Annotated in this window: 17 protein-coding genes; 9 read left to right on the top strand and 8 right to left on the bottom strand. The window is 70.2% G+C overall.

Annotated features, from left to right (window positions below; all coding sequences use genetic code 11):
• Positions 1–53: 53 nt before the first annotated feature.
• The gene (locus tag BKK79_RS11205) at positions 54–317 is read left to right on the top strand and encodes a hypothetical protein (protein WP_071010468.1); all 264 of its coding nucleotides are present in this window, start codon (positions 54–56) and stop codon (positions 315–317) included.
• A gap of 361 nt (positions 318–678) precedes the next feature.
• Here BKK79_RS11205 and BKK79_RS11200 read toward each other — a convergent pair whose 3' ends face one another.
• The 3 genes from BKK79_RS11200 to BKK79_RS11190 all read right to left on the bottom strand — a co-directional run bounded on the left by BKK79_RS11200 (position 679) and on the right by BKK79_RS11190 (position 3,632).
• Positions 679–1,131 (bottom strand): hypothetical protein, encoded by a 453-nt coding sequence (locus tag BKK79_RS11200; protein WP_071037722.1) that lies wholly within the window; start codon positions 1,129–1,131, stop codon positions 679–681.
• A gap of 210 nt (positions 1,132–1,341) precedes the next feature.
• Positions 1,342–1,539, bottom strand: a complete 198-nt coding sequence (locus BKK79_RS11195) for a YbdD/YjiX family protein (protein WP_071010470.1) — start codon at positions 1,537–1,539, stop codon at positions 1,342–1,344.
• Positions 1,540–1,559: 20 nt separating this feature from the next.
• Entirely contained in the window at positions 1,560–3,632 is a 2,073-nt protein-coding gene (locus tag BKK79_RS11190) for a carbon starvation CstA family protein (RefSeq protein WP_071037721.1), read from the bottom strand.
• Positions 3,633–4,004: 372 nt separating this feature from the next.
• Here BKK79_RS11190 and BKK79_RS11185 point away from each other — a divergent pair, with 372 nt between their 5' ends.
• Positions 4,005–5,387: a cache domain-containing protein gene (locus tag BKK79_RS11185; RefSeq protein ID WP_071010472.1), complete on the top strand. Its 1,383-nt coding sequence runs from the start codon at positions 4,005–4,007 to the stop codon at positions 5,385–5,387.
• A complete protein-coding gene (locus BKK79_RS11180; RefSeq protein WP_071010473.1) occupies positions 5,387–6,079 on the top strand; it encodes a response regulator in 693 nt (230 codons plus the stop codon). Before BKK79_RS11185 ends, BKK79_RS11180 begins: the two co-directional genes overlap by 1 nt.
• A 95-nt stretch (positions 6,080–6,174) precedes the next feature.
• Here the strand turns inward: BKK79_RS11180 and BKK79_RS11175 are convergent, their stop codons facing one another.
• Complete coding sequence (locus BKK79_RS11175) at positions 6,175–8,031, bottom strand: phosphoenolpyruvate carboxykinase (GTP) (protein ID WP_071010474.1); 1,857 nt, start codon at positions 8,029–8,031, stop codon at positions 6,175–6,177.
• A 498-nt stretch (positions 8,032–8,529) separates the two neighbouring features.
• Here BKK79_RS11175 and BKK79_RS11170 point away from each other — a divergent pair, with 498 nt between their 5' ends.
• From BKK79_RS11170 to BKK79_RS11145, 6 genes are all read left to right on the top strand, one after another.
• On the top strand, positions 8,530–9,552 hold the full coding sequence (locus tag BKK79_RS11170) for a D-2-hydroxyacid dehydrogenase family protein (RefSeq protein WP_071037720.1): 1,023 nt from the start codon (positions 8,530–8,532) through the stop codon (positions 9,550–9,552).
• A gap of 257 nt (positions 9,553–9,809) precedes the next feature.
• On the top strand, positions 9,810–10,982 hold the full coding sequence (locus tag BKK79_RS11165; protein WP_071010476.1) for an MFS transporter: 1,173 nt from the start codon (positions 9,810–9,812) through the stop codon (positions 10,980–10,982).
• 49 nt (positions 10,983–11,031) lie between these two features.
• Positions 11,032–11,679: an MOSC domain-containing protein gene (locus BKK79_RS11160; protein WP_071037719.1), complete on the top strand. Its 648-nt coding sequence runs from the start codon at positions 11,032–11,034 to the stop codon at positions 11,677–11,679.
• A 242-nt stretch (positions 11,680–11,921) separates the two neighbouring features.
• Positions 11,922–13,160, top strand: coding sequence for an efflux RND transporter periplasmic adaptor subunit (locus BKK79_RS11155; RefSeq protein ID WP_071010478.1), 1,239 nt, complete (start codon positions 11,922–11,924; stop codon positions 13,158–13,160).
• 4 nt (positions 13,161–13,164) lie between these two features.
• A complete protein-coding gene (locus tag BKK79_RS11150; RefSeq protein ID WP_071037718.1) occupies positions 13,165–16,347 on the top strand; it encodes an efflux RND transporter permease subunit in 3,183 nt (1,060 codons plus the stop codon).
• Positions 16,348–16,787: 440 nt separating this feature from the next.
• Complete coding sequence (locus BKK79_RS11145) at positions 16,788–17,666, top strand: ChaN family lipoprotein (protein ID WP_083383866.1); 879 nt, start codon at positions 16,788–16,790, stop codon at positions 17,664–17,666.
• A gap of 112 nt (positions 17,667–17,778) precedes the next feature.
• On the opposite strand, the gene BKK79_RS11140 is transcribed toward BKK79_RS11145, so the two are convergent.
• The 4 genes from BKK79_RS11140 to BKK79_RS11125 form a co-directional block, all read right to left on the bottom strand.
• Positions 17,779–19,263 (bottom strand): dihydrolipoyl dehydrogenase family protein, encoded by a 1,485-nt coding sequence (locus tag BKK79_RS11140; RefSeq protein WP_071010480.1) that lies wholly within the window; start codon positions 19,261–19,263, stop codon positions 17,779–17,781.
• Between the two features lie 107 nt (positions 19,264–19,370).
• Complete coding sequence (locus BKK79_RS11135) at positions 19,371–20,267, bottom strand: patatin-like phospholipase family protein (protein ID WP_071037717.1); 897 nt, start codon at positions 20,265–20,267, stop codon at positions 19,371–19,373.
• A gap of 10 nt (positions 20,268–20,277) precedes the next feature.
• Positions 20,278–20,694, bottom strand: a complete 417-nt coding sequence (locus BKK79_RS11130; RefSeq protein WP_071010482.1) for a PaaI family thioesterase — start codon at positions 20,692–20,694, stop codon at positions 20,278–20,280.
• A 166-nt stretch (positions 20,695–20,860) separates the two neighbouring features.
• The gene (locus BKK79_RS11125; protein ID WP_071037716.1) at positions 20,861–21,919 is read right to left on the bottom strand and encodes an AbrB family transcriptional regulator; all 1,059 of its coding nucleotides are present in this window, start codon (positions 21,917–21,919) and stop codon (positions 20,861–20,863) included.
• Positions 21,920–21,950: the final 31 nt, after the last annotated feature.

Below are 21,950 nucleotides of genomic sequence, written 5' to 3'. Positions count from 1 at the left end.
GCAGCGAACCAATGCCGGTGAAGAGGCGTCCCAGCCTGTGGAAAGGATTAGCCATGAAGACCCAACGCTCCGCCCTGATCGCTGTCGCGACCCTCGCCGCCGCCCTGCTGGCCGCCCCCGCCTTTGCCAAGGCAGGCAAGTTCGACCCGTACACCGACGGCGCCAAGGTCGGCAAGTTCGACACCTACACCGATGGCGCCAAGTCGGGCAAGTTCGACACCTTCACCGACGGCGCCAAGTCGGGCAAGTTCGATACCTTCACCGACGGTGCCAAGATCGGCAAGTTCGATCCGTACACCGACGGCGCTGCCCTCTGACCGGTCCTCGCGACCGGCCGGCCTGCATCGCCCGGGGCGCGCCTGCCGCGCGTCCCACCGCTTTCGGCTGATCTCCACAGGCCGGCGGGAGGGGGTCACAAGCCCGCTTCCCGCATCTCATGGAGCCAACGCCCGTGCCTTCGGCACGGGCGTTTTCGTTGGCGCGGGCAAGTCCTGCGCGCCTTGCTGTCGTGCGCGCAGGGGGAGCATACGTCACCACCTCGATCATTATGCCCGACCCCGCACATGAAAAACGGGCCTGTTGGCCCGTTTCCCTGATGCGGAGCAATCGCCCGCTGGTGGTACACGAGGGCGGGAACGGGGATGCCGTTGCCTGCGCCCGCCGTGCCGCCGGCGACGTTCAATCGTCGTGGCGATGCCACTTCTTGCGCTTGCCGTGGTGCCAGCGGTCGTCACGGCGCTCGTCCGCATAGGAGTTGCTGCGCGAGACGTTGCCACCCAGTGCCGCGCCGGCGCCGCCGCCCACGGCCGCGCCGACCAGGCCACCGGCGCGGCCGCCCATGGCATTGCCGGCCGCGGTGCCGGCGCCGCCGCCCAGGGCACCGCCGATGATGGCGCCGGTGCGCTCGCGGCGGTTGGAGGTGACCGCACCGCCGGCGCCGCCGCCGACCGCGCCACCGATCACGGCGCCGGTGCTGCCGCCGAGGGCGCCGCCGACCGCGGCACCGGCTACGCCGCCGAGGGCGCCGCCGAGGGCATTGTTCATATCGCCTGCAAATGCCGGCAGCGCCGGGAACGTGGCAGCGGCCATGGCGATGGCCAGGGTCAGGTGGCGGACGGAGTGGCGGTTCATGGATTTTTCCTTGTTCGGATTGGCTCTTGCCTTACTTGTCGCCAGTGTAGAGAAGCGTTCTCCGCTTTGCTGTAACGACCTGTAAGCCCTGTAACGTCTGCGGATTCTTGCGTGCAAAGAAAAAGACGGCTGCTTGCGCAGCCGTCTTTTCGTCACGTCATCCGCCTTGTGCCGCCCGCGGCGCCTGAGGGGCGGCGCCGCGGCCCGGCTTCAGCAGCACCGGCCGCCCTGCCCGCCGCCGTAGCGCGCCTGCTGGCGCTCGCGGAAGAACTCTTCATAGCTCATCGGCTTGCTGTCTGGGTGGGCGTTCTGCATGTGCGCCACATAGGTCTCGTAGTCGGGCAGCCCGACCATCAGGCGCAGCGACTGGCCGAGGTAGCGGCCGAAGGTCTCCAGTTGCTCCAGCATGGCGATTCTCCCTGCCGCGCTCAGCCGCGTGCCGAGGCACCGGACGGCAGCGGCTCGAACGGCGTTTCCTGGTCGGTGCGGCGTCCGACCTGGCGTGCCTGCAGGGCGGTCTTGAAGCCGTAGAACACGATCGACAGCACTACCACCATGAAGAGCGCGCACAGGCCGGCATCGAGGTAGTCGTTGAAGACGATGCGGTGCATCTGCTCCATCGACTTGGCCGGTGCCAGCACCTTGCCGGCGGCGATGGCATCGCTGAACTTGGCGGCGTGTGTCAGGAAGCTCACCTTGGGATCGGCATCGAACAGCTTCTGCCAGCCCGCGGTCAGCGTGCAGACCAGCAGCCACACGGTCGGCAGCAGCGTGACCCAGGCGTACTGGCCGCGCTTCATCTTGACCAGCACGCAGGTCGACAGCACCAGCGCGACCGCGGCGAGCATCTGGTTGGAGATGCCGAACAGCGGCCACAGCGTGTTGATGCCGCCCAGCGGATCGACCACGCCCTGATAGAGGAAGTAGCCCCAGGCGGCCACGCACAGGGCCGTGGCGATCAGGTTGGCCGGCAGCGAATCGGTGCGGCGCATGGCCGGAACGAAGCTGCCCAGCAAGTCCTGCAGCATGAAGCGGCCGGCGCGCGTGCCGGCGTCCACGGCGGTCAGGATGAAGAGCGCCTCGAACAGGATGGCGAAGTGGTACCAGAAGGCCATCATGGCCTGGCCGCCGACCACCTGGTGCAGGATGTGGGCGATGCCCACCGCCAGCGTCGGCGCGCCGCCGGCGCGCGAGATGATGGTGTTCTCGCCGACGTCCCTGGCGGTCTGCAGCAGCACGTCAGGGGTGATCACGAAGCCCCAGCTCGACACCACCTGCGCCACCGATTCCGGCGAGGTGCCGATCACCGCGGCCGGGCTGTTCATGGCGAAGTAGACGCCCGGCTCGATCACCGAGGCGGCCACCAGCGCCATGATGGCGACGAAGGACTCGGCCAGCATCGCGCCGTAGCCGATGAAGCGCGCATGCGATTCGTTCTCCAGCAGCTTGGGCGTGGTACCCGAGGAGATCAGCGCATGGAAGCCCGACACCGCGCCGCAGGCGATGGTGATGAAGAGGAAGGGGAACAGGTTGCCCGACCACACCGGACCGCCGCCCTGGGCGAACTGGGTGAAGGCCGGCATCTTCAGCTCCGGCGCCACGACCAGGATGCCGATGGCCAGCGCGATGATGGTGCCGATCTTCAGGAAGGTCGACAGGTAGTCGCGCGGCGCCAGCAGCAGCCATACCGGCAGCACGGCGGCGATGAAGCCGTAGACGATCAGCATCCAGGTCAGCGCCTTGCCGTCGAAGGTGAACAGCGGCGCCAGCGCCGGGCTCTCGTGCACGTACTGGCCGCCGATGATGGCCAGCATCAGCAGCACGAAGCCGATCACCGACACTTCGCCGATGCGCCCCGGACGGATGTAGCGCGTGTACAGGCCCATGAAGATGGCGATGGGGATGGTCACGGCGACGGTGAAGGTGCCCCAGGGCGAGCCGGCCAGCGCCTTCACCACGATCAGCGCCAGCACCGCCAGGATGATGATCATGATCATGAAGCAGCCGAACAGCGCGATCAGGCCGGGCACCGTGCCCATCTCGGATTTGACCAGGTCGCCCAGCGAGCGGCCGTCGCGGCGGGTGGAGATGAACAGGACCATGAAGTCCTGCACCGCTCCGGCGAACACCACGCCGGCCAGGATCCACAACATGCCCGGCATATAGCCCATCTGCGCGGCCAGCACCGGGCCGACCAGCGGGCCGGCGCCGGCGATGGCGGCGAAGTGGTGGCCGAACAGCACGGCCTTGTTGGTGGGTACGTAGTCGAGCCCGTCGTTATGGCGCCAGGCCGGCGTCATGCGCTTGGGATCGAGCTGCATCACCTTGTCGGCGATGAACCTGCTGTAGTAGCGGTAGGCGATCAGGTAGATGCAGACCGCGGCGACCACGATCCACAATGCGCTGACGGCCTCGCCGCGTGCGAGCGCCACGGTGGCGAAGGCGAAGGCGCCGAGGACGGCGACGGCCAGCCACACCAGGTGTTCCCCGATGCGATTCATATGAGAGTCTCCTCAATGGGTGCCGATGAATAATAGGTCCGCCACGCCGTCCTGGCTCGCCATCTGGCGCTGAAGCGTCGTTTCCGACGAAACATCGGAATCGCGAGCAATCAGCTAAGGATTTGTACCCTCCGCATTAGGAAAGTACTTGGCAAGATCAGAAATGAACCCGGTCAGACTCAGCTGGGCCGGATTCCGTCGTCGCAGACAACGGACGTGGTCACCCGCCGGGGCAGGTGGCGTCGGGCGGGGTGTAGTATTGACACCCGCTCCGTACCGCACAAGCGCGTAACTACGCAAGTGATCTGCGTAGTACTACGTAGCCCGACGAAGGCAAGCCGCTTCGCCGGCATCCATGTTTACCCGCACGTGATGAAACTCCGCCAGAAAATCCTGCTGCTCGCCGTCGCGCCGCTTGCCGTGGCCATGCTCGGCATCGCGCTGGCCGTGCGCCACCAGGCCACGGCGCTGGTGCGCCACGAGCGGGGCCTGGTCGAGGCGGCCTACCTGCAGAGCAAGGAAACCGAGCTGCGCCATTACGTCGAGCTGGCGCAAAGCGCGATCGCACCGCTGGTGCGCGCCGGGCGCGACGATGCCGCCGCCCGCCAGGCCGCGATGGCGGCCCTGGCCAGGCTCGACTACGGTCCCGATGGCTACTTCTTCCTGTACGACATGCAGGGCCGCAACCTGATGCACCCGCGCCAGCCGGAACTGGTGGGCCAGGACCTGTGGGAGCTGCGCGACCCGCAGGGCGTGCCCACCATCCAGCGCCTGATTGCCACCGCCCGTGCCGGCGGCGGGGCGGTGCGCTACCTGTGGAAGAAGCCGTCCTCGCAGCAGCTCGCGCCCAAGCTCGGCTACGTGGTGGCGGTGCCCGAATGGGGCTGGATGCTGGGCACCGGCATCTACCTCGACGACGTGGAAGAGACGCTGCGCCAGCTCGATGCGCGCGCCGAGACCGATATCCGCGAGACCATGGCCTGGATCGGCGTGATCGCCGCCATCAGCATCCTGCTGGTGGCGGCCGGCGGCCTGGCCCTCAACATCAGCGAGCACCGCGAGGCCGACGCCAAGCTGCGCCAGCTGGCCCAGCGCGTGGTGCAATCGCAGGAGGAGGAGCGCGCGCGCCTGTCGCGCGACCTGCACGACGGCGTGAGCCAGCTGCTGGTGTCGGTCAAGCTGCTGCTGGAGACCGCCGCCAACCGTCTGCGCCAGGCACCCGCGCAGGCCGAGGTGGTGGTGCCGGTGCTCGACACCACGCTGGTGCGGCTGGATGCCGCCTTCAACGAGGTGCGCCGGGTCTCGCGCAACCTGCGCCCCGCCCTGCTCGACGACCTCGGCCTGCTGGCCGCGCTGCGCCACCTGGCGCGCGAGATGGCTGACGAGAGCGGCCTGGCCATCGACGTGGCGCTGGAAGGCACGCCGCGCCCGCTGGCCGACGAGCAGGCCACCGCGCTGTTCCGCATCGCGCAAGAGGCGCTGACCAATGTCGCGCGCCATGCGCACGCGCGCCGCGTCGGCGTGACCCTCTCTTTCCTGCCGGCCCACACGCGCCTGGCCGTGCGGGACGACGGCAGCGGCTTCGACGTCGCGCGCATGCAGAGCGACCCGCGCCGCGGCATCGGCCTGCGCAACCTGCGCGAGCGCGTGGCCGCGCTCGGCGGCCACTTCGATCTCGCCTCCGGGCCCGGCGGCACGTGGCTGTGCGCCACGCTGCCGCTGGCGCCCGATTCACCGGCAAGGATGCCCGCTTGATGATTTCTTCTCCCACGGCACACGACAACGCGCCGGCGCGCGTGCTGCTGATCGACGACCACGGCCTGGTGCGCGACGGCATGCGCCTGCACCTGAGCCTGCAGCCCGGGCTCCAGGTCGTGGGCGAGGCCGACGGTGGCGAAGCCGCGCTGCAATGGCTGCAGGGCGCCGCGGCCGACGCCCTGCCCGACCTGGTGATCACCGATATCGCCATGCGCGGCATGAGCGGCATCGCCCTGGCCGAAGCGCTGCACGAGCGCTACCCGGAGCTGGCCGTGCTGATCGTCTCGATGCATGACAATCTCGAATACGTGCGCCAGGCGGTGCGCGCCGGCGCGCGCGGCTATGTCCTCAAGGATGCGCCCGGTGGTGAACTGCTGGCGGCCATCGAGGCCGTGCTGGCCGGGCGCATGTTCTACAGCGCGCGCATCGCGCGCGGCATGGCCGAGCAGTCGCCGGCGGCCGGGCCGCTCGACGCGCTGACCCCGCGCGAACGCGAGATTCTCGACGGCATCGGCCTCGGACTGGCCAACAAGGAGATGGCCGCGCGCCTGGGCGTATCGGTGCGCACGGTGGAGACGCACCGGCTCAACCTCAAGCGCAAGCTCGGCATCGAGGGGCGTGCGGGGCTGGTGAAATTCGCGGTGGAGCAGTCGGGCGAACCGGGCGAGGGCGGCGGGCCGGCGGGCTGAGCGGCCCGGCGCCTGCCGCGCGCGGAAAAAGAAAAACCCACCGCCGGGGCGGTGGGTTTGTCCATGGCCCCGGCGCCAGGCGCCGCGGCTGGAGTTCAGCCCTGCAGGCGTTCGGCCAGCGTCGCCTTCGCTGCCACCAGCGCCTGCGGCAGGCCGTGGCTGAGCTGCTGGAACAGCTCTTCGTGCAGCGCCAGCTCCTTCAGCCAGGCCTCGCGGTCGATCGAGGTGACCTGCTCGAACTGCTCGCGCGAGAAGTCCAGGCCTTCCCAGTTCAGGTCCTCGTAGCGCGGCGAGGTGCCGAACACGTGCTCGCCGCCCTGGCCCTTGCCTTCGACGCGGTCGATCATCCACGACAGCACGCGCATGTTCTCGCCGAAGCCCGGCCACACGAAGTTGCCGTCGGCATCCTTGCGGAACCAGTTCACGCAGTAGATCTTCGGCAGCTTGGCGCCGGCGGCTTCCAGCTTGGCGCCCAGCGCCAGCCAGTGGCCGAAGTAGTCGCTCATGTTGTAGCCGCAGAACGGCAGCATGGCGAACGGGTCGCGGCGCACCACGCCCTGCTGGCCGGCGGCCGCGGCGGTGGTTTCCGAGCCCATGGTGGCGGCCATGTAGACGCCCTCGGTCCAGTCGCGGGCCTCGGTCACCAGCGGCACCGTGGTGGAACGGCGGCCGCCGAAGATGAAGGCGTCGATCGCCACGCCGGCCGGGTTGTCCCAGTTCTCGTCGATCGACGGGCACTGCGAGGCCGGCGCGGTGAAGCGCGCATTCGGGTGGGCCGCCTTGGCGCCGGTCTGCTTGGCGATCTCGGGCGTCCAGTCCTTGCCCTGCCAGTCGATCAGGTGGGCCGGGGCCTCCTTGGTCATGCCTTCCCACCACACGTCGCCGTCATCGGTCAGTGCGACGTTGGTGAAGATGATGTTCTCCTTCAGCGTCGCCATCGCGTTGAAGTTGGTCTTCTCGCTGGTGCCCGGGGCCACGCCGAAGTAGCCGGCTTCCGGGTTGATGGCGTAGAGGCGGCCGTCCTGGCCGGGCTTGATCCAGGCGATGTCGTCGCCGATGGTGGTGACCTTCCAGCCGCCGAAGGCCTTGGGCGGGATCAGCATGGCGAAGTTGGTCTTGCCGCAGGCCGACGGGAAGGCGGCCGCGACGTGGTACTTCTTGCCCTCGGGCGAGGTCACGCCCAGGATCAGCATGTGCTCGGCCAGCCAGCCCTCATCGCGGCCCATGGTCGAGGCGATGCGCAATGCGAAGCACTTCTTGCCCAGCAGGGCGTTGCCGCCGTAGCCCGAGCCGAACGACCAGATCTCGCGCGAGGCCGGGAAGTGCACGATGTACTTGGTCGGGTTGCACGGCCACGCCACGTCCTTCTCGCCGGCCGCCAGCGGCTTGCCGACGGTGTGCACGCAGGGCACGAACTCGCCGTCGGTGCCGAGCACGTCATACACGGCACGGCCCATGCGGGTCATGATGCGCATATTGACCGCCACATAGGGCGAATCCGACAATTCCACGCCGATGTGGGCGATCGGCGAGCCCAGCGGGCCCATCGAGAACGGCACCACGTACAGGGTGCGGCCGCGCATGCAGCCGTCGAACAGGCCGGACAGCGTCTGGCGCATCTCCGCCGGGGCGACCCAGTTATTGGTGGGGCCGGCGTCTTCCTTCTTGTCGCTGCAGATGAAGGTGCGGTCCTCGACGCGTGCCACGTCGGACGGATCGGACAGGGCCAGGAAGGAGTTCTTGCGCTTGGCCGGGTTCAGGCGCTTCATGGTGCCGGCGGCGACCATCTGTTCGCACAGCCGGTCGTACTCTTCCTGCGAGCCGTCGCACCAGTAGATCTGGTCGGGCTTGGTCAGGGCGGCGATCTCGGCCACCCAGGCCAGCAGTTTCGGGTTCTTGACCCAGGCCGGGGCATTGAGTGCCGGCGTGCCCTGCATGGTGGGGTGATTCATGGTTTGCTCCAAAACAGAAGGGAAATCTGGAAATCCGGCTCAGCCTCCTGGCCGCCGCGGGCTCCTGCGGGGCCTGCTGCGGCATGCGCATCGCTATGACTGTCATTAGTGAACTAAGTGAACTAAGGATCACTAATCGTCACATCCCGTTACAACTCCGGCGAGGGTAATTCCACGCAAAAGTGCGCGGCTTTGCCTGTGGCTGCGCTACAGTTGCGCTTTGCCGGTACGCGGGCCGGTCGAGGCTTTCCCGCCTGCGGCCGGAAGCGGGAGCGAGGCTCTACCGACATACCGGTGCAACGGCGGGGACGGCAAGGATACCACCGCTGCCAGCGTACGTTTTCCGCTGTGCAGCATTGTCATCGCCCGCACGGTATCCGCCACATCGCGCGCAGATTTGCCGCGACAGTTTCTATAACAATAGTATCGAGCGGTGCCGCCGGCCGCTGTTGTCGCGCGCACCGAACCATTGCCAGCCAAGAATTGACCGAGTTGCCGATGAAGATTGCCGTACTCGACGATTACCAGGACGCGGTCCGCAAGCTGTCCTGCTTCAGCCTGCTCGACGGGCACGACGTGAAGGTCTTCAACAACACCGTCAAGGGCGTCGGGCAGCTCGCCGCGCGCCTGTCGGACGTCGAGGCCGTGGTGCTGATCCGCGAGCGCACCCGTATCACGCGGCAGCTGCTGGAAAAGCTGCCCAAGCTGAAGATCATCAGTCAGACCGGCCGCGTCGGCGGCGCCGGCAGCCATATCGACCTGGATGCCTGCACCGAGCGCGGCATCGTGGTGCTCGAGGGCGTCGGTTCGCCGGTGGCGCCCGCCGAGCTGACCTGGGCCCTGATCATGGCGGCCCAGCGCCGCATTCCCCAGTACGTGGCCAGCCTCAAGCACGGCGCCTGGCAGCAGTCCGGCCTGAAGTCGGCCACCATGCCGCCCAATTTCGGCCTCGGCCAGGTGCTGCGTGGCCAGACCCTGGGCATCTGGGGCTACGGCAAGATCGGCAGGATCCTGGCCGGCTTCGGCCGTGCCTTCGGCATGCGCGTGCTGGTCTGGGGCCGCGAGGCCTCGCGCAGCAGCGCCGTCGCGGACGGGCTGGACGTGGCCGCCTCCAAGGACGAACTGTTCGCCGACAGCGACGTGCTGTCGCTGCACCTGCGGCTGAACGACGAGACGCGCGGCATCGTCAAGCTGTCCGACCTCAGCGCCATGAAGCCCACCGCCCTGTTCGTCAACACCAGCCGTGCCGAGCTGGTCGAGGAGAATGCGCTGCTGACTGCGCTCAACCGCGGGCGGCCGGGCATGGCGGCGGTCGATGTGTTCGAGTCCGAGCCCATCCTGCAGGGCCACGCGCTGTTGCGCATGGAGAACTGCATCTGCACGCCCCACCTCGGCTATGTCGAGCGCGACAGCTACGAGCTGTACTTCCGCACGGCGTTCCAGAACATCCTCGACGTGCTGGCGGGCAAGCACGACAGCATCGCCAACCCGAAGGCGCTGGCGCCGGCGCTGGCGCGCTGAGCACGCCGGCGGCCTGGCGCCGCCGCTTGTGCTTCCCTCCCCCGTCATTCCCCGTGCCGGCCGGCTGCGCGCCGGCACGCCGGCGCAGGCAGCCGCCTGCATCCAGGCGTGGCCACGTGCGCCGCTTCCGGCACGCCGGCGGCAAAACCATTACACTCAGCCAATTCCGAAGCCCCGCGCGGTAGCGCCGCCGCCGGCTTCCGTCCATCCATCCTTCCCTGCTCCTTCGATTCGCGCACCGCTGCCCTCAGGCCACCATGGATCCCAGGCTCCTGACCTTGTGCGTCGGCAATTTCGTCATTGGCACCGGCGCGATGATCGTGACCGGCATGCTGAACGACATTGCCGCCGATTTCGGCCTCGGCGCGGCCAGCGCCGGCCAGCTCATCTCGGTGTTCGCGCTGGCCACCTGCGTCGGGGCGCCGCTGTTCGCCACGCTGGGCTCGCGCATCGACCGCCGCAGGCTGCTGGCCGGTGCCCTGCTGGTGTATGGCGTGCTGCACCTGGCTGCCGCGCTGGCGCCTGGCTTCGGCAGCCTGATGGCGATCCGCTTCCTGTGCGCGATCGGCGCCGCCATCTTCACGCCGCAGGCGGCCGCCACCCTGCCCCTGCTGGTCGAGGCGCATACGCGCGGGCGCGCCATCAGCTTCGTCTTCCTGGGCTGGAGCGTGGCCAGCGTGGCAGGCGTGCCGCTCGGCACCTGGATCGCCAGCACGCTGGGCTGGCGCTTCAGCATGGGACTGGTCGGCCTGCTCGCGCTGGCGGTGGCGCTGGCGGTGTGGCGCGTGCTGCCGCGGGGCCTCTATGTGGCGCCGGTCGGGCGCGCCGCCTGGGGCGCGGTGCTGCGCCATGCGCCGATCCTGCTGGTGGTGGCCACCACCATGATCCAGTCGGCCGGCATGTTCACGCTGTTCACCTATATCGCGCCGCTGCTGCGTGACGTGCATGGCATCAGCGGCGGCGCATTGAGCCTGATGTTCCTGGCCTACGGCGCCTGCGGCGTGTGCGGCAACGTGCTGGCGGCGTCCTACATGGACCGCGCCACGCCGAGCCGCATCGTCCACGTCACCCTGCTCACCTCGCTGGCGGCGATGCTGCTATGGCCGCTGGCGGCGCTCGGCGGCACGGCCCTGGTGCTGCTCTTCATGCTGTGGGGCGCGGGCGGCTTCGCCACCAACAGCGCCCAGCAGGCGCGCCTGCTGGGCCTGGCGCCGGAACGCGCGGCCGCCTCGATCTCGCTGAACTCCTCGTCGATCTACCTGGGCCAGGCGCTGGGGGCCATGAGCGGGGCCGGCATCTACACCTTGGCCGGCCCCGATGCGCTGCACTGGGGCGCGGCGGCCCTGCTGCTGCTGGCGCTGGCGGTTTCGCGGCGCGCCAGCGCGCTGTCGGGCCGGCCGGCGGGCTGCGAGCGGCCCCGGCAGGCCTGAGGCGGGGAGGCGGCAGCATGTCGGGGCGGCCCGCAATGCGGAGGGTGAGATGAGCGGCAGCCGCGAGCCGGCGGCCCACGATGGCAGGCAGGCGGCCTGCCTGCTGGCGGTCTGTGTCGGCCAGGCCCTGCCCCTGGTCGTGTCGGGCGCGGGCACCGAGGCCGTGGTGCTGTCCGGCATCCGCAAGCATCCGGCCAGCACCCTGGCCCATCCCTTGCCGGTGGCGCTCGGCCCGCTAGGCCTGGCCGGCGACGAGCAGGCCGACCTCAGCGTGCACGGCGGCCTCGACAAGGCCGTCTACGCCTATCCCGCCGAGCACTATCCCTGGTGGGACGCGCACCGGCGCGCGGCCGGCGTGCCCGGGGCGGAGCGGGCGCTGGCCTTCGGCGCCATGGGCGAGAACCTGGTGCTGCGCGGCTGCCTGGAAGCGGACCTGTGGGTCGGCGATCGCCTGCGGGTCGGCGCCGCGGTGCTGCGCGTCGAAGCGCCACGCCAGCCCTGCTACAAATTCAACGCCGTGCTCGGCTATCGCCATGCGGTGCGCGACATGGTGCAGAGCGGCCATTCCGGCATCTACCTGAGCGTGCTCGAGGCGGCGCCGTTGCAGGCGGGCGACACCGTGCAGGTGACGCCGGGGCCGCGCGAGGTCTCGATCGCCAGCATCAATCTCCGGCGCCGGGCGCCGACCGCGCGATAGGCCCTCCCCGGATGCGGCGCGATAGACGTCGGCTCAGGCTTTTCTGATAATGTTTCGCACCAGATACAAGAAGTGCGCCGGTACTGCGATCCTGGAGCAGACGTTTTCCGCCAGGGTCGCCGGCCGGACGTGGGACCGCGCCGGCCCGGCACGGCGGTGGTCTTTCCGCGGCGGCACCGGCACCCACAAGCCGGGCCGTGGGGAGCGGGCGTGAAAGGCACGGGTTGAGCGAAGGGTCTCGCATGAAAACGAACGGGATCGACCAGGCCAAGGGCTTCGTCGACGAGCAATGGAGTCCGGCGATGGGAACCGGCAAGGGACGCGCGGCACCGTGGCTGGCCGGCCTCGGCCTGGTCGTGCTGGGCGGGGCCGCCTGGTTCGGCTGGCGCCACGCCTTCGCGCCCAAGCCCGCGCCCAAGGCACCGGCCGCTGTCGTGGTGACCACCGCGCTGGCACGCCAGTCCGACGTGCCGCTGCAGGTCTCGGCCAACGGCAATGTCACCGCGCTGTCCACCGTGGAAGTGCGGCCTCAGGTCTCCAGCACCGTGCGTACCGTGCATATCAAGGAGGGCCAGACGGTCAAGCCGGGCGACCTGCTGTTCTCGCTCGATACCCGCATGGACGAGGCCAACCTCGACAAGGCGCGCGCCCAGCTGATGCGCGACCAGGCCGACCTGGCCGACGCGCGGCGCACGCTGGCGCGCAGCCAGGACCTGCTGGAGCGCAACTTCATCTCCAAGAGCGCGGTGGACACCGCGCAGGCCAAGGTGGATGGCTTCGAGGCCACCATCCGCGCCGACCAGGCGGCCATCGAGGCCAGCCGCGTGGCGGTCAGCTATGGCGCCATCCGCGCCACCATCGGCGGGCGCACCGGTGTCATCAATGTCTTCCCCGGCTCGCTGGTCACGCCCACCAGCGGCCTGCCGATGGTGACGGTGGCGCAGATCCAGCCGATCGCCGTCACCTTCAGCCTGCCCGAGCGCCAGCTCGCCGCGCTGCGCGAGGCGCTGCACAAGGGCCCGGTGCAGGTCACGGCACTGCCCAACGATGGCAGCAAGACGCCGGTCAAGGGCGAGATCGCCTTCATCGACAACACCGTCGATCCGCAGTACGGCACCATCCGCGTCAAGGCCCGCTTCGGCAATGAAGAGCAGCGGCTCTGGCCCGGCACCTATGCCAGCGTGCAGGCCGTGGTGCAGGTGCTCAAGGGCGTGCTGTCGGTGCCGCCACAGGCGGTGGTGACGGGGCCGGAGGGGCGCTTCGTCTATGCCGTGCAGGCCGACGGCAAGGTCGCGCGGATGCCGGTGCAGGTGCTCGCCACCACCGCCGAGGCCGCCGTGGTCGAGGGCGTGCCGCCGGGCACGCGGGTGGTGCTGGAAGGGGTGCAGAACCTGCGCCCGGGCAGCACCGTGCGCGAGGCCACGCCGGGCAAGGCCGCCCCGGCCGCCCCGGCCGCTTCTGCTGCTGCCGGGAAGCACTGACACCATGACGCTGTCCGAGCTCTGTATCCGCCGTCCGGTGATGACGGTGCTGCTGTGCCTTGCCGTGATCGTCTCCGGCATCGTGCTCTATCCCACCATCCCGATCGCCGCGCTGCCCAGCTTCAATTCGCCGGTGATCCAGGTCACGGCGACGCTGCCCGGGGCCAGTCCCGAGACCATGGCCGCTTCGGTGGCCACCCAGCTGGAGAAGCAGTTCGCCACCATCCCCGGGGTGACGGTGATCAGCTCATCGAACACGCTGGGCAATTCGAGCATCACCATCGAGTTCAACAACGACCGCGACATCGATGCCGCCGCGGTCGACGTGCAGGCCGCGCTGTTCCGCGCGCAGCGCTCGCTGCCGATCGAGATGACGGTGCCGCCGTCCTACCGCAAGGTCAATCCGGCCGACGCTCCCGTGCTGCTGCTGGCCATCAACTCGCCGGCGATGAGCCTGGGCGAGCTCAATGCCTTCGGCGACAACCTGATCTCGCCCTCGCTGGCCACGCTGCCCGGCGTGGCCCAGGTGCAGGTGTACGGCCAGAAGCGCTTCGCCGTGCGCGTACGCGCCCACCCCGACGCGCTCGCCGCGCGTGGGCTGACCCTGGACGAGCTGGCCACCGCGCTGAACCGCGCCAATGCCAACACGCCGGTGGGGACGCTGGACGGCGCGCGCCAGACGCTGACCATCCAGGCCAACCGCCAGCTCGCCAGCGCCGACGCCTTCCGCAACATCATCGTCGCCAGCCAGCCCAACGGTGCGGTGGTGCGCCTGTCGGACGTGGCCGAGGTCGAGGACAGCGTCGAGACCATCAAGACCGGCAGCTGGCTCAACAACGAGCGCTCCATCGTGCTGGCCGTGCTGCGCCAGCCCGATGCCAACACCGTGGCCGTGGTCGACGCCATCCGCCACGCGCTGCCGCGCCTGCTGCAGCAGATGCCGGCCTCGGTCAACGTCAACGTGGTCAACGATCGCTCGGTGTCGATCCGCGAATCCATCCACGACGTGCAGTTCACGCTGGCCCTGACGGTGGCGCTGGTGGTGATGGTGATCTTCCTGTTCCTGCGCCGCGCCGCCGCCACGCTGATCCCCACCGTGTCGCTGCCGATCTCGCTGATCGGCACCGTGGCCCTGATGAAGGCGCTGGGCTACAGCCTCGACAACGTCTCGCTGCTGGCCATCACGCTCGCGGTCGGCCTGGTGGTGGACGATGCCATCGTGATGCTGGAAAACATCGTGCGCCACATCGAGGAGGGGCTGCCGCCGCTGAAGGCGGCGCTGATCGGCTCGCGCGAGATGGGCTTCACCATCCTGTCGATCTCGATCTCGCTGGTCGCGGTGTTCATCCCGATCTTCTTCATGCCGGGTGTGATCGGCCTGCTGTTCCATGAATTCGCCGCGGTGGTATCGCTCGCCATCCTGGTCTCGGCGCTGGTCTCGCTGACGCTGATCCCGATGCTGTGCGCGCGCTTCCTGTCGGCCGAGAACGTGCCCGTCGACGAATCGCAGCACGCCTATGGCGAGCAGCCGGCGCCGGCGCACCGCCCGGCGCAGCGGCGCACGCTCGGCCTGCGCGCCACGCAATGGTTCGAGGACCTGTTCGAGTTCTCGTTGCATGCCTATGCGCGCGGGCTCGACTGGTGCCTGGCGCACCGCAGGACGGTGCTGGCGGTGGCCGGCCTGACCTTCGTGCTGACCGCCGTGCTGTTCGCCGCCATTCCCAAGGGCTTCTTCCCGGAAGAGGACATCGGCCAGATCCAGGTCAATGCCGAAGGCCCGCAGGACATCTCCTTCGACGCCATGGCCGCGCGCCTGCGCGACGCAGCCGAACGCATGCGCGCCAATCCGGCGGTCAAGAGCATCGTGGTGTCGATCGGCGGCGGCCCGTCGCCGGCCATCAACACCGGGCGCATGTTCGTCGAGCTCAAGCCGCTCGGTGAGCGGCCCAGGATGCCGCAGGTGGTGGAGTCGCTGCGCCGCGACGTGGCTGGCATCGCCGGCCTGGCGGTCTACTTTTCGCCGGTGCAGAACCTGCGCCTGGGCGGGCGCCAGAGCAAGAGCCGCTACCAGTACACCTTGCAGAGCGTGAAGTCGGCCCAGCTGCAGGAGTGGTCCGACAAGCTGATGGCCAGCATGCGCGCCGACCCGATCTTCCGCGACGTCACCAGCGACTCGCAGCAGTCCGGCCTGGAGGCCCATCTCACCATCGACCGCGACAAGGCCAATGCGCTCGGCGTGCAGATGCAGGACGTGCGTACCGCCCTGTACTCGGCCTTCGGCGAGCGCCAGGTGTCGACCATCTACACGCCGATCGACAACTACTACGTGATCCTGCAGGCGGCCGACACCGACCGCGCCGACGAGACCGCCTTCGCCAAGCTCTACGTACGCAGCAAGACCGGCCAGATGGTGCCGCTGTCGGCCTTCGCCACCACCGAGCGCCGCGTCGGCCCGATCGCGGTGAACCACCAGGGCCAGCTGCCCTCGGTGACGGTGTCGTTCAACCTGGCACCGGGCGCGGCGCTGGGTGACGCCTCGGCCAGGATCGCGCGCTTCCAGCAGCAGATCGGCATGCCCGGCTCCATCTTCACCAGCTGGGGCGGCGACGCCGCGGTGTTCCAGTCCTCGCAGGCCACGCAGATCGTGCTGCTGGTGGCGGCCATCGCCGTCATCTACACGCTGCTGGGCGTGCTGTACGAGAGCTACATCCACCCGCTCACCATCCTGGCCGGCCTGCCCTCGGCGGCCGTGGGTGCGCTGCTGACGCTGTTCCTGTTCCAGGTGGAGCTGTCGCTGATCGCCACCATCGGCGTGCTGATGCTGATCGGCATCGTCAAGAAGAACGCGATCATGATGATCGACTTCGCGCTGGCGGCGCAGCGCGAGCAGGGCATGGCCCCCGCGCACGCGATCCGCCAGGCCTGCCTGCTGCGCTACCGGCCCATCATGATGACCACCTTCGCCGCGGTGATGGGCGCGCTGCCGCTGGCGCTCGGCCTGGGCGCCGGGGCGGAACTGCGCCAGCCGCTCGGCCTGGCGGTGGTGGGCGGCCTGCTGTTCTCGCAGGTCATCACGCTGTTCATCACGCCGGTGATCTACCTGGCGCTGGACCGCTTCTCGGGCACGGGGCCGCTGCAGATCGACGCGGAAGGGAACCGGTTGCCGGCAACGGTGGGCGGGGCATAGGCTGGTCCGGCCGGCGTGCGCGTCCTGGTGGCGCGGTCGAGGACGAGTCGTCCCATATCGCGCCGGTTGTCTCCCCTCTCCCGCTTGCGGGAGAGGGGCCGGGGGAGAGGGCAGGCGCTGGCTGAGCGCAGCGGTTGGGATCACACCATCGGCTCCGTTTCCGTGCTCGCGTGCTGGACCACACCGTCGGCTTCGTTTGGGTGTGGCGCCTTGCTAGACCACCCCTCTCCCCCACCCTCTCCCGTGCGGGGAGAGGGAGCCAAGACCTTGTGCTTGGCGAGCGGTGTTGGCGCATCTCGCCGGCTTCGTTCAGCGTGACGGGGTTTGCACCGCGCCGGTTCTTTCCGTCGGCCAGAGTGCATCATCGGCATTGCCTGCCTTATCATCCACGCAGGCGGCCGGTGCCGCGCCTTCCCTGCGATCCATCCGAGGACTTCCGCATGCTTCTCCCGCATCCTTCCCGCCGGGCCGCGCTCGGCACGCTGGCTGCGTTCGGCGGCCTGGCCCTGCTGGGCGGCTGCGCCGGCGTTTCACCCCAGGCGGTCGCGGGTGATGTCGCGCAGCAGTTCCAGGGCAAGACCTATGTGCTGCTGGGCGAGGTGCATGACAACGCCGATGGCCAGAAGCGCCGCCGCATGGCGCTGGTCGATGCGCTGGCGGCGGGCTGGCGGCCCGCGCTCGCGATGGAGCAGTTCGACCGCGAGCGGCAGGCCGATATCGAGCGGGCGCGCCGCGAGCGGCCCGGGGATGCTGCCTACCTGGTGGCGCAGGCCGGTGGCAAGGGTTGGGACTGGGCGCTCTATACGCCGGTGGTGGGGCTGGCGCTGCAGTTCGATCTGCCGTTGCTGGCCGCCAACCTGTCGCGTGACGATGCGCAGCGCATCGTGCGCGGCGGGCTGGGCGAGGTCTTCTCCGCGTCCGAGCAGCGGCGCCTGGGCCTCGACCGGCCGCTGCCGCGCGATCTGGTGCGGGCGCAGACGGCGGTGCTGGACGCGGGCCACTGCGGCCGCTTCCCGGAGGCGATGCTGCCGGGCATGCTGGCCGCCCAGGCGGCGCGCGACGCGGTGATGGCGGACGTGCTGCGCGCCCAGGCCGCGCGCGGCGCGGTGCTGATCGCCGGCAATGGCCATGTGCGGCGCGATCTCGGCGTGCCGCGCTGGCTCGGCGCGGCAGCGGGCGAGATCTACAGCGTGGGCTATCTGGAAGACGCGGGGCCGGGAGAGGCCGGCGCCTACGATCGCGTCGTGCTGGTGCCGGCGCAGGCGCGGCCGGACCCGTGCCGGGACGTGGCACCGATGCCGGCACGCAGCGCGTCCTGAGCCCGGCGCGGCGCCAGCTCTCCTGCATCGCGGTTTCCCGGATCCCAGCCCCGCACGACTTCCCGCGGGCTGGGCTCATCCACGGGGCTCAGGACCTCAGGACCTCAGGACCTCAGCCGAACAGTTCCTCGGCCACCGTCGGGTGCAGCCGTACCGTGGTCTCCAGGTGATGCTCCTTCACGCCCAGGCGCAGCGCCACGGCGAAGGCCTGGATGATCTCGGGCGCGGCGCCGTCCATCATGTGCGCGCCCAGCACGCGGCCGCTGCGCGCGTTGATCACCAGCTTGACCAGCGAGGCCTGCTCGCTGCCGCCGAAGCGGTTCTCCAGCGAGACGAAGCGCTTGACCACGGTGCGGATGCGCTCCGCCTTGCCGGCCGCCTCCGCCGCCGCGGCCTCGCTCAGGCCCACGCTGGCGATGGCCGGCTCGCAGAACACGGCGAAGGGAATGTAGTCGAAATCGGCACGGTCGCCGCGGCGGCCGAACAGGCGGTCGGCCAGCCAGCGGCCCTGGGCGATCGCCACGGGCGTCAGCTGCGGTCCGTCGGTGGCATCGCCGACGGCGTAGAGCCCGCGCACCGAGGTGCGGAGCTGGCGATCCACCGCGATGCCGCCGCGCGTGCCGCGGCGCACGTCCAGCGCCTCCAGCCCCAGGCCGTCGCTGTGCGCGACGCGTCCGATCGCAGCCAGCACGGCCTGCGCGCGCAGCGATTCCGTGCGGCCGCTGCCCTGGTTGCCGTTGCCACCCTCCGTGCCGCCGCGCGGGCGGTAGCAGACCTCGACCGCGCCGTTGGCCGCAGCCAGCAGCGTAACCTCGGCATTCAGGTGGATGCGGATGCCTTGCGCCACCAGTGCGTCATGCAGCGCGGCCGCGAGATCGTGGTCGAAATGCGGCAGCAGCCGCTCGCCACGTACCAGCAGATCGACCTTGACGCCGAAGCGCGCCAGGATGGAGGCCTGCTCGACCGCGATATAGCCGCCGCCGACCACGGCCAGCGAGGCCGGCAGGCTCTTCCAGGTGAAGATGTCGTCCGAGCTGCAGGCCAGCTCTCCGCCCGGCACCGGCAGCCGGCGCGGCGCCGCGCCGGTGGCCAGCAGGATGCGGCGCGCTTGCAGGATCTCGTCGCCCACGTGTACTTCGCCGGGCGCGCCCAGGCGGGCCTCGCCGTGCAGCAGCGTGACGCCGGCCTGCTGCAGGCGCTCGGTGTAGACCACGTTGAGGCGGGCCACCTCGGCGTCCACGCGCACGATGGCATCGCCCCAGTCCTCGCGTGCGCCGGTGTGCGACAGGCAGCCGGACAGGATGGCCGCCAGGCCGGCGCCGTAGGACAGCATCTTCTTGGGCACGCAGCCGCGGTTGACGCAGGTGCCGCCGACGGCATCGCGCTCGACCAGGATCACGCGGGCGCCGTGCGCGGCGGCGCGCCGCGCCGCGGCCACGCCGCCGGAGCCGGCGCCGATCACGATGAAGTCGGCTTCACGCCGGCGCGCGCCGGCTTTGCCGCGCCCGCGCCGGGGCACGCGTTCGGGCACCGGCTCGGCGCTGACCTGCGAGGCACGCTTGCGGGGCGTGGCGGGGTTGGCTTGGCGCTTGCTCATCCGTTCCTCCTGTTGCGGCAGCGGGGACACGGCAGCGCTGCCGGCCCGGATGCCTGGCACATCAAAGAACCGCCGGCAGCCGCCGGCGCGCCCGCCGCTGGCGGCCCTCAGGCCGCGGCGGGCAGCTCGTGGCGGCGGATCGCCGGCCACTCGCGCAGGAAGGCCTCGCCGTCGCGCCGTCCCAGCGCGTAGGCGAGCTCCATGCCCTCGGGCCGCGTGTAGTCCCAGCTCGACACCGGCACGCGCTGCGAGGGTTGCAGATAGAGGCGCCGCTGCCCGCGCCGGGCCAGCACGAAGCGCGGCGGCCGCGGGTACAGGCGCGTGACCAGCACCAGCACATCGCCCTCAGCATCGTCCAAGGCGTCCACCGGCACATTGTCGACCAGGCCGCCGTCCAGTACCGCGCGGCCGGCGCGGCGCAGCACCGGCGTGAAGGGCGGTGTGCAGGACGACTGCAGCAGCAGGTCGGCCAGCGCCTCGGGCGTGGCGCAGTCCTGCGCCAGCACGAATTCGGGGTGGAAGCCGAGCTTGCGCCCCAGGCGCGGATGCAGCGTCTTGAGCAGGTGCTTGTCGATGTTGTAGGCCAGCAGGCCCGCCGCCACCGCCAGGCGCGGACCGCTCCAGCCCGGGATGTGGGCCAGCCCGACGCGGATCTCGGGGGCGTCGCCCAGCCGCGCCAGCCGTTCCTGGCCGAACAGCGTCAGCAGCGCGGCGCGGTAGATGCCGAAGTGCGGGAATACGCGCTTGCCGCGCAGCAGGTTGCCCCAGCAGGCATTGCTGCGGTTGTCGGCCAGCACTTCGCGGTAGTACGCCAGGGTCTCGCGCGAGTCGTGCGCGTACAGCATGCAGGCGGTGGCGGCGCCGGCCGAGATGCCGGCGATCACGCGCGGGCGCAGGCCCAGCTCGGGCGCCACCGTGTCCCACCAGCCGGCCTGCCACCAGCAGCGGTTGCCGCCGCCGGCGAAGACGACCTGGTCGAAGGGGCTGGCTGCCGCGTCGCTCATGGCCGGGTCCTCACAGCAGCGCGTAGGTGGTGGTGGCCTGCACCGCCAGCTTGCCGTCGGTGCCGCTCAGCTCCATCTCGCCGAACACCACGGTCTTGCCCAGGCGCAGCACGTTGGCGCGCACCAGGATGTCGCCCTCGATCACCGGGCGCATGAAGTTGGTGGTCAGCGTGACCGTGGTCATCGGGCGGAAGGCGCCCAGCGCATTGGCCACGGCGACGATCATGGCGGTGTCGGCCGCCGCCATCAGCACCTGGCCGCACACCACGCCGCCGGCATGGCGCAGCGAGGCGTCGAAGGGCAGGCGCAGCGTCACGCCCTGGCCATCCACCTGCTCGGCGCGCAGGCCAAGCTGGCGCACCCAGGGCGCCAGCACGCGCTCCAGGGTGGCATCGATGTCGGCAAGGCTCAGGGTGGGCTCGGGCATGGCTGCTTCTGTCTCCGTTCTTGTTCCGTTCTTGTCGGTGTGCCGGACGGGTGGCGCGGGGCCCCGGACTCGGCGATCCGCCAATCATACAAGGCGGCGGCCGGGCCCGCCGGGAGGGGGGCAACCCTGCCCTTGCCCCGTGCGCCGGGCAGGTCGCCGCGTTGTCCTATTCGGTCTCCGCCGGCGCCACCCGGTGCTTGAGCCAGTGGTACAGCGGCCCGGTGCACAGTACCACGAAGGCCATGCGGATCACATGGAAGGCGGTGACCAGCGGCACGCCCAGTTCCAGCACCTTGGCGGTGATGCACATCTCGGCGATGCCGCCGGGCGTGGTGCCGAGGATGGCGGTGGCCGGATGGACGCCGGACAGGGCCGACAGGCCCCAGCCGAACAGCGCCGACAGCAGCAGCGCCAGCACCGTGTACAGCACCACGCCCGAGAGAAAGCGCGGCGCCGTGTGCAGGAATTCGCGCGAAAAGCGCGCACCCAGCGAGACCCCGATCAGCAGCTGGCCGGCACGGCTCATCCAGCTGGGGATGGCCGACAGTTCGATGCCGGACGCGGTCAGCAGCGCCGCTGCCAGCAGCGTGCCGATGACGAAGGGATTGGGCAGGTTGAGCCGCTTGAGCGCCAGCGCCGCGGCCAGCGTGATGGCGATCAGCACCAGCAGCCCGGGCACGTTGACGCTGCGCGGCCCCGGCACGAAGGGGTCGAGGCCGTGCACGCCGCCGTATTGCAGGATGGCCGGCACCACCACGACCACCAGCAGCACGCGCAGCGAATGCGCGGCGGCCACCTGGTCGATGCGCGCGCCGTTGCGTTCGGCCAGGTTGGCCATCTCGGAGGCGCCGCCGATGGCGGTGGAGAAGTAGGCCGTCTTGAACGCCACCCCGGTGGCGCGGCGCAGCAGCAGCGCGCCGCCGGCGCCCAGCGCCAGCGCGAGCAGCGAGGCGGCGACGATATAGGGCAGGAACTCGACCAGCTTGGCCACCACGTGGGGCGTGAAGTAGAGGCCGAGCGCGGTGCCGATGGCCCACTGGCCGGCGTTGCGTGCCTGGGTCGGCGCGCGCAGGTCGGCGCCCAGCATGCGCGCGGTCGCCACCGACAGCAGCGGGCCGATCATCCAGGGCAGCGGCGTGCGCAGCAGCAAGCAGGTCAGCGCGGCGGCGAGGCCGAGCAGCAGCGTCAGCAGGACCGGACGCCAGCGGTGAAGCAGAGAAGGCATTGGGAGGCGGCCTGGCGGCTGGCGCCGGCGC

It is taken from the genome of Cupriavidus sp. USMAA2-4, assembly GCF_001854305.1.
Classification (GTDB): domain Bacteria; phylum Pseudomonadota; class Gammaproteobacteria; order Burkholderiales; family Burkholderiaceae; genus Cupriavidus; species Cupriavidus malaysiensis.
Note: the sequence above shows the minus strand (reverse complement) of the source record. Positions and strands in the feature narration are given on the sequence as shown.